The organism is Rhodococcus sp. P4_B6 (genome assembly GCF_056402215.1).
In genome coordinates this window covers 1-2086 of sequence record NZ_JBFUHV010000404.1, presented here as the reverse complement: position 1 = coordinate 2086, position 2086 = coordinate 1, and the positions used below count along the sequence as shown (strand labels likewise).

Annotated in this window: 2 protein-coding genes; both read left to right on the top strand. The window is 62.7% G+C overall.

Annotated elements, in window-relative coordinates:
* Nucleotides 1-53 precede the first annotated feature (53 nt).
* Complete coding sequence (locus AC1DWT_RS51005) at nucleotides 54-860, top strand: enoyl-CoA hydratase/isomerase family protein (RefSeq protein WP_477926238.1); 807 nt, start codon at nucleotides 54-56, stop codon at nucleotides 858-860.
* Nucleotides 857-2086 (top strand): AMP-binding protein (locus AC1DWT_RS51000; RefSeq protein ID WP_477926237.1); only part of this gene is annotated, 1230 nt, incomplete at its 3' end. The genes AC1DWT_RS51005 and AC1DWT_RS51000, both read left to right, overlap by 4 nt.

Below are 2086 nucleotides of genomic sequence, written 5' to 3'. Positions count from 1 at the left end.
ATTCTGGACAGTATGTGTCAGTATTATCGGTGTCACGTTGTGGTGAAGGAGTTGTGGCTGTGTACGAGCGGTATCAGACGATGGAGTTCGATCTGTCGAGTAGCGGTGTGTTGACGGTGACGTTCTTGCGTGCCGACAAGCTGAACGCGATCGATGCCGATTTTCATCGTGAGTTGTCGACGGTGTTTGCGGACATCGGTATGGATCGTCGGGTGCGTGCGGTGGTGTTGACCGGTTCCGGGCGTGCGTTCTGTGCGGGTGGTGATCTGGATTGGATTGCCGGGGAAACGCCGGTGACGCGGGAGACGACGTTCTTCGAGGCCAAGAAGATCGTCGATGATCTGTTGAATGTGCCGCAGCCGGTGATTGCTGCGGTCAACGGTGCTGCGGCCGGTTATGGCTTCACGATGGCGTTGATGAGTGATTTCAGCATCGTGGCCGAGGATGCCCGGTTGTCGGATCCGCATGTGGTGATCGGTCTTGTTGCGGGTGACGGCGGTGCGATGATGTGGCCGATTCTCGTGGGTATGGCGCGGGCCAAGCGGTTCTTGTTGACCGGTGATCCGGTGGTGGGCCGGGTGGCGGCTGAGTGGGGTCTGGTCACTGAGGCGTGTCCGGTGGGGGAGGTTCTTCCGCGGGCGTTGGAGTTGGCCGAGCGGATGGCAGTGTCGCCGTCGGTGGCGGTGCAGGGGACGAAGAAGGCGCTCAATGCTGTTCTGCATTTGCTGTCGAGTGTGACGTTGGATCTGGGTTTTCAGGCCGAGCGTGTGTCGGCGGTGTCGGAGGATCATCGGCAGTTGCTCGATGCGGCGATCGAGGCCCGCGACCGTCGTCGGGCGTCAGCGTCGGTCCCACGATGACCACGCATGAGCCGGCCTACGTTTCCGGCCTCATGATGGATGTCGATCTGAACATTGCGATGGTGCTGCGAAGGATGCGTTCCATCCATCATGGCTCGCGGGTGTTGTCGAGGTCGGAACACTGCCCCGACGGACCTTCGCATTCCGCCACGTTCGGCGAAGTCCTCGATCGCGCGGAGCGCCTCTCGGCAGCGTTGGCGAACTTGGGCGTGAAGCCGGGGGATCGAGTCGGCAGTCTGGCGTGGAACACGCAGGAGCACCTCGAGATCTACTACGCGGTGATGGGCATGGGCGCGGTTCTGCACACGGCGAATCCGAGGCTGCACGAAGATCAGCTCGTCTACACGATCGACCACGCACGGGACACTGTGCTGATCGTCGAGTCTTCGTTCCGCGCCCAGATCGACGGGCTGCGGCACCGGATGCCGCACCTCCGTCACGTCGTCGTCATCGGGAAATCCGTCGGTGAACTGCCTCCGGACGAGATCGGGTTCGAAGACCTGATCGAGCAGGCAAGCGAACCGATGACACCCGTGGACATGGACGAGCGTGCTGCGGCGGCTCTCTGCTACACCTCGGGCACGACGGGGGATCCGAAGGGCGTGCTGTACTCCCACCGGTCGATCGTTCTGCATGCACTGTCCATGGCGGGTCGAGATGTCTTCCGGATCGGCGAGCAGGATGTGGTCCTAGGACTGGTTCCGCTTTTCCACGCGCTGGGATGGGGATTGCCATTCATCTGTGGACTCACCGGTGCGACGGTGGTCATGCCGGGACCGAACCTCCAACCCGCGGCAGTGGCCGAGCTGATCGGCGAACACCGCGTGAACTGGGCCGGGGGTGTTCCCACCTTGTGGATGGACCTGCTGCGCGTGGTAAACGCTCGCGCGTCGAGCGAGAGCCCGGTCGACCTTTCGAGTCTGAAGACCATCGTCGGCGGAGGCACCGCCGTTCCGGAGTCGCTCATGCGCGCCTACGGTGCCCTCGGAGTCGACTTCGTACAAGGGTGGGGCATGACCGAGGTCTTCCCGGGAGCGACCATGGTCACGCCGTCGGCCATGGTCGATACCGACGACGGATGGCGCGCGCGGACGTCCGCAGGTCGAATCTCACCCTTGTACGAGATGCGCGTCGTCACCGATGACGGCACCGAGTTGCCCAAAGATGGTGTCAGTGTGGGCGAATTGGAGATCCGTGGGCCAGTGGTGGTCGGCTCTTATCTCGGC